Origin of the sequence: Roseomonas rosulenta, assembly GCF_016106005.1 — a bacterium.
Taxonomy (GTDB): domain Bacteria; phylum Pseudomonadota; class Alphaproteobacteria; order Acetobacterales; family Acetobacteraceae; genus Neoroseomonas; species Neoroseomonas rosulenta.
The window spans coordinates 1-4,974 of sequence record NZ_JACADR010000303.1 but is presented as its reverse complement, the minus strand read 5'-3'; the positions used below and the strand labels follow the sequence as shown (position 1 = coordinate 4,974).

Annotated in this window: 4 protein-coding genes; 2 read left to right on the top strand and 2 right to left on the bottom strand. The window is 74.5% G+C overall.

What is annotated here, in order from left to right; genetic code table 11:
- Together HW578_RS22730 and HW578_RS22725 are read right to left on the bottom strand one after the other, a co-directional pair.
- The coding region (locus HW578_RS22730; RefSeq protein WP_198372995.1) for a PAS-domain containing protein at window positions 1-2,262 on the bottom strand (2,262 nt) is incomplete at its 3' end.
- Window positions 2,259-3,335 (bottom strand): COX15/CtaA family protein, encoded by a 1,077-nt coding sequence (locus HW578_RS22725; RefSeq protein ID WP_198372994.1) that lies wholly within the window; start codon window positions 3,333-3,335, stop codon window positions 2,259-2,261. The genes HW578_RS22730 and HW578_RS22725, both read right to left, overlap by 4 nt.
- Window positions 3,336-3,415: 80 nt before the next feature.
- Between HW578_RS22725 and HW578_RS22720 the strand changes: the two genes are divergently transcribed.
- Entirely contained in the window at window positions 3,416-4,204 is a 789-nt protein-coding gene (locus tag HW578_RS22720; protein ID WP_198372993.1) for a glycosyltransferase family 2 protein, read from the top strand.
- Window positions 4,201-4,893 carry a TVP38/TMEM64 family protein gene (locus tag HW578_RS22715; RefSeq protein ID WP_198372992.1) on the top strand — a complete coding sequence of 231 codons (693 nt, stop codon included), beginning with the start codon at window positions 4,201-4,203 and terminating at the stop codon, window positions 4,891-4,893. The genes HW578_RS22720 and HW578_RS22715 overlap by 4 nt, the downstream gene beginning before the upstream one ends.
- Window positions 4,894-4,974: the final 81 nt, after the last annotated feature.

The following is a 4,974-nucleotide window of genomic DNA, read 5'->3' as shown; positions in this document are numbered from 1 at the left end:
ACAGAGGTGTGCTCTTCGGATCTCGCCCTCGACCGCGAGGCTGACGCCGGCCTCGGCGGCCTGGTCCTGCGTCGCCTCCGCCAGCGCACGGGCCAGCGCGGCGACATCGACCGGCGCGCGACCCAGTGCGGCGTCCGGCCCGCCCGCGCGCGCCACGTCCAGGATGTCGTCGATCAGCCCGAGCAACTGCCGCCCGGCCTGGCGCACCGCATCGGCGAATTCCGCCACCTGCGCCGGATCGGGCTGGCCCAGCAGCGCCTCGGAATAGCCGATCACGGCCGAGAGCGGGGTGCGCAGCTCGTGGCTCATGGTGGCAAGGAAGCGGGACTTCGCCTCGCTGCCCGCCTCGGCCGCGGCGCGCGCGCGCTCGAGCTCGTCGCGGATCCGGCGATCCTCGGTCACGTCGGAATAGGTGCGCACGAAGCCGCCATCGGGAGTCGGCGCGGTGGTGATCTCGAGGGTGCTGCCGTCCGGCCGGCGGCGCACGTAGCGTTCGGGCCCGCGCCAGGGGTCGTCGGGGCGGATGGCGACGAAGCGCGCGACCTCCTCCGGCGGGCCGAACTCGCCGGCCGCGATCTGGTCGGCGCGGATGTCGAGGATGTGGCGGCCGGGCGCCATCTGCTCGGGCGTCAGGCCGCACATGCGCGCGGCCAGCGCATTGACCGCGACGACGTGCCCGGCCGCGTCGAACAGGCAGATGCCGTGCTGCGTGTTGTCGAGCATCACCTGCAGGATGCCCGCGCGGCTGAGCGCCTGCGCCTCGGCCTCGGCGAGCGCGGTGATGTCGACATGCGTGACGACGAAGCCGCCCTCCGGCGTCGGGTCGGAGGAGACCTCGAGAACGCGCCCCTCGGGCGTCTGCCGCCGCAGCCGGTGCGGGCGCGAGCGGTCGAGGCTGCAGGCGTTCTCGGCGATGCGGCTGGCCTGCGGCTCCGGCCCGAGGCGACCGCTGGCGTGCAGCGACGCGACCAGTTCGTCCAGCGAACGCCCGGGGCGGATGTCGCCCGGCTCGTGCCCGGCCAGCGTGCTGGCCAGCGCATTGGCCGCCACCACGCGCCGGTCCGGGCCATAGACCACGAGGCCATGGCGCATCGATCCCATCGCGGTCTCGAGCAGGGAGGCGCGGCGGCGCGCTTCCTCCTCGGCCTGCCACAGCGCGGTGATGTCGGTGACGACGGACACATGCCCGCCATCGGGCAGCGGCGCGGTGCGGATGTCGAGCGCGGTGCCGTTGGCGCGCCGGCGCCGGCGCTCCTGCGGGCGGGACAGGTCGCGGGCGCGCTCGCGCGCGATGACCGCATCGACCTCGCCGGGGCCGTATTCGCCCGCGGCGGCACGCCGGCGGATCACGTCCTCGAGCGTGTCGCCCACCTGCAGCGGCGCGCCTTCCATCAGCTGCGTGTAGGCGCCGTTGAACAGCGCCACGCGCTGGTCCGGGCCCCAGACGCAGATGCCGTGCGGCAGCGCTTCCAGCACGCCGTCCAGGATGGCGGCGCGGCGGCGCGCATCGTCCTCGGCCCGGCGCAGGTCGGTCACCTCGTCGGATTGCAGCAGGAAGCCGCCATCGGGCTCGGGCGTGCTGGTGAAGCGCATGATGCTGCCATCGGCGCGTTCGCGCTGCGCCACGCGCGGCTGGCGGCGGTCGGCGGCGAGGATGTCGCGCTGGTGCGTGCGGGCCCGGGTCGTGCGGAACTCACCGGCGCGGTCGAGGGTCTCGACCAGCTCGCTGAGGGTGGGGCGGCCGGCCAGCATCTCGGGCGTGGCGCCGGAATGGCGGCCATAGGCCGCGTTGTGCAGCACCAGGCGGTGCTGCGCGTCGAACAGCGCCACGCCGCCGCGCTGCGCGTTCAGCACGCGTTCGAGCAGCGCGGCGCGGGCGCGTGCCGCCGCCTCGGCGCGGGTGAGCGCGGTGATGTCGACCGAGCACAGGGCGAAGCCGCCGCCGGCGAGCGGCAGGCTGGCCACCTCCGAAAGCCGCTGGCCATCGGCGGTGCGCTGGTGGCGCAGCAGGAACTGGCTGCGGTCAAGGGCCAGGGCGTCCTCGGCCAGGACGGCGGGGTCGCCGGCGCCGAGCAGGCCGCGGAAGGCGAAGAGGCGTAGGATGTCGCGCAGCGAGGTGCCGGGCGGGAAGCGGGCGGGGTCGGCCCCGGCCTCGCCCCACAGCGCGGCATTGGCGAGGACCAGCCGCTCCGACCTGTCCATCACCAGGATGGCGTGGGGCAGGGCCTCGATGGCCTTGAGCGCGGCCTCCTCGCGCGTCATCCGGGCGTGGGCCGCCGCAGCGCGTGAAGGGCCAGCAGCGCGCCGGTGAGGACCAGCACCGCCACGGCCTGGTGCAGCGTGCCGAGCCAGACCGGCACGACGGCGAGCAGGGTCGCCACACCCAGCGCGTATTGCAGCCCGACCGCGATGGCGAGGCCCATGGCGGCCCCGCGCACCCGCCCGCGCGGCAGCCGGCGCCACGCCAGGAAGGCCGCCCAGCCGGCAGCGGCCAGCGTGGCGGTCGCGAGCAGGCGGTGGTTGAACTGCACCGCCGCGATATTGGCGGTGAGGTTCTTCCAGCCCGGCTCAAGCACCCAATAGCCCTGCGGCACGAGGCGTCCTTCCATCAGCGGAAAGGTATTGTAGTCGAAACCGGCGCGGATGCCCGCCACAAAGCCGCCAGCCAGCATCGCCGCCACGGCAAGGCCGGCGGCAGTGTGCACCCAGGCGCGCAGCGCGCGCGGCGCCGGGTCCTGTTCGGGCTGCGGCCGCAACAGCGACAGCGCGGTCCAGAGCAGCACGCCATAGAGCAGGAAAGCCATGCCCAGGTGGATCACCAGGCGATAGGGCGAGACCGCCGTGCGGTCGGCCTCGAAGCCCGAGGCGACCATGAACCAGCCGATCGCGCCCTGCAGCCCGCCCAGCGCCAGCAGCAGCAGCAGCCGCGTTTTGAGGCCCGGCGGGATGCGCCCGCGCAGCCAGAACCAGGCAAGGCCCGCCACATAGGCCAGCCCAATGAGGCGCCCCCAGAAGCGGTGGATCCATTCCAGCCAGAAGATCTCCTTGAAGCCTTCGAGCCCGAAGCCCTGGTTGACCAACGCATATTGCGGAATGGTGCGGTACAGATCGTAAAGGCGCTGCCATTCGGCGTCGCTCAGCGGCGGGAGGAAGCCCGCGATCGGCGCCCATTCCATGATCGACAGGCCCGAGCCCGTCAGCCGCGTGGCGCCGCCGATCGCGACCATGATCCAGACCAGCCCGGCAACGAAGAGCAGGAAGCGTGCGAGGGCCCGGCGGTCGGTGGCGGGCGCCACCGCCGGCGCGGCGTCGAGGGTGCGGCTGTCGAAGGGCATGCCGCGGATATAGGGGAGGCCCGCGCGGAGCGCACGGGGGGCGGCTTGCCGCGGCGGGGTGCGCCTGCTACCGCCGCGTCATGTCTCCCGAGCCCCGCGCCGGGTCCGGGCCTGCCCTGCCGGCGCCGGATGCCGGGGCGCCCCCGCTGCTGTCCGTCGTGATCCCCGTCCGCAACGAGGCGCCCAACATCGCGCCCCTGGTGGCGGAGATCGAGGCGGCGCTGGCCGGCCTGCCGCACGAAATCGTCTATGTCGACGACGGATCGACCGACCATACGCCCGAGGCGCTGCGCGAGGCGCGGGCCACCGGGGCGCCGCTGCGCGCGCTGCGCCACCAGGCCTCCTGCGGGCAGTCGGCCGCGATCATCACCGGGGTGAAGGCGGCGCGCGGACATTGGATTGCGACGCTGGACGGGGATGGGCAGAACGACCCGGGCGACATCCCGCGCCTGTTCGCCCGCGCCGAGGCCGAGGCCGCCGCGGGGCGCCGCACCCTGGTCGCCGGCCACCGGGTGAACCGCAAGGACAGCGGCGTGAAGCGGTATTCGAGCAAGGTGGCCAACGCCATCCGGTCCCGCCTGCTGCGCGACGCCACGCCGGACACCGGCTGCGGGCTGAAGGTGTTTCCCCGCGACCTGTTCCTCGACCTTCCGCATTTCGACCACATGCACCGCTTCCTGCCTGCGCTCACGCTGCGCCAGGGCGGTAGCGTGGTGAGCGAGCCGGTCAACCACCGCCCGCGGGTGCGCGGGGCCTCGAACTACGGGACGTTGGACCGACTGGCGGTGAGCCTGTTCGACCTGGTCGGCATGGCCTGGCTGCAGCGGCGCGGGCGCCGGCCGGCGATCGAGTCCGATACCGGGCCATGAGCGCGGCTGCGGCCCGGCGCCGTTCGGCCGTGGTCAAGCTGGCGATGCTGGCGGCGGGCCTTGCGGCGGCCGGGCTGCTGCTGCGCGGGATCGGGCTTTCGCCAGGGACCGACTGGGTGGATCGCTGGGTGCTCGGGCAGGGGCTGCTGGGCGACCTGGTGTTTGTCGCGATCGGCGCGGCGGCCACGGCGGCCGGGGCGCCGCGGCAGGGCGTGGCCTTCCTTGGCGGCTATGCCTTCGGCGCGGTGGAGGGGAGCCTGCTGGCACTGGCGGCGCAGGTGGTGGGCTGCGCGGCCTCCTATGGCTGGGCGCGCGCGGTCGGGCGCGGCTGGGCGGAACGGCGGCTGGCGGGGCGATTCGGCCATCGGTTGCGGCCGCTGCGCGACGTGCTGGCCGGCAGCCCCTTCGGCGCGACGCTGGCGCTGCGGCTGCTGCCGGTGGGCAACAACCTGGCGCTGAACCTGCTGGCGGGAATGGCGGCGATCAGCCTGGTGCCCTTCCTGGCGGCGTCGGCGCTGGGCTACCTGCCGCAGACGGTGGTCTTCGCCCTGCTGGGCAAGGGCATCCGGGTGGATGGGGCCTGGCAGCTGGGGCTGGCGGCGGGGCTGTTCGTGGTCTCGGCGGCGATCGGCCTGGCGCTGCTGCGCCGCCACCGGGCGGGGCAGGCGCTGGAGCCCGACCAGGGCTGAGGCGCGGCGCGTCCGTCGCCGCAGTCGAATGAGCGCATGCCCGCGCGGCTCGCCCGCGCCGCGCTCGTCGGCGCCGACGAG